The sequence below is a fragment of the Mesorhizobium sp. M1A.F.Ca.IN.022.07.1.1 genome (assembly GCF_003997575.1).
Classification (GTDB): domain Bacteria; phylum Pseudomonadota; class Alphaproteobacteria; order Rhizobiales; family Rhizobiaceae; genus Mesorhizobium.
On the sequence record NZ_RZST01000689.1, the window covers coordinates 1 to 825 of the forward strand.

Below are 825 nucleotides of genomic sequence, written 5' to 3' on the forward strand. Positions count from 1 at the left end.
GCAGATGATCGTCAAGGGCCGCCCGCTTGCCGAGACGCTGTATGTGCCGGAGGCGTTCCGCGCCGAGAAAAAAGACGCGATCGAAAGGCGTCGCGCTGAAGCGCTAGCGTCGCTGGCGACTTCCGGATCGGGTCCACGTAAGCTGATGATCCTTGTCGGCGAGGTGAAGGAGTTCGAGCCGGCCCGTGCCGGCCAGAAGCTCGTCATCCGCCACATGCCTTGCTTTCCATTCATGGTCGATGGTGACTTGCATAGTCGCCTGCGGACGCGCTTCGAGCGGGAATTTTCGTTGTGGGAGGCGGACGATCGCTCCCATCTTATGACCATTGCCACCTTCGGGCTCAATACGGCGGGGCTTGCGGTGATCGAGGAAATCGCCGTGATGGTCGTGAACGAGAACTGGATACCGTACGACTCCGTCCACGAGCGGAAGCTGGTCGACGCCCTCGCATGGATGCGGGACAAGAGCATCAAGGGATTGCGATACAACCTGCCGGCGGAGCAGCCGATCGCCAACGCGATGGTACAGCGCCTCGGTCAGTCGATTGCGCTCTACATTGTGCCGGCTGGAGTCGACGACAAATTTGAGCTGATGCTGAACAACATGATCGAGGCGTGTCCGCAAATCGGTTCGTGGATCTGGCGCGTGAGTGAAGGCGAGATGCCGCCACTACAACTGTAGCGGCCGCTACAATCAGAAGAACGAGGAGACGCCACAACCGCAATAGAAGCAGCTGCGTTGCCGGATACGCTATCAGTTCCACTGTGCGGTCCGGAACTATCTGTCGCTGTCCGGAATTAAGCCAGGCTGCAGAGGTCGTGTGC

General features: G+C 59.6%; 1 protein-coding gene. It reads left to right on the plus strand.

Features of this window, described 5'->3' with window-relative positions:
• The coding region (locus EOA75_RS33405) for a DUF1173 family protein (protein ID WP_127326178.1) at positions 1-682 on the plus strand (682 nt) is incomplete at its 5' end.
• Positions 683-825: the final 143 nt, after the last annotated feature.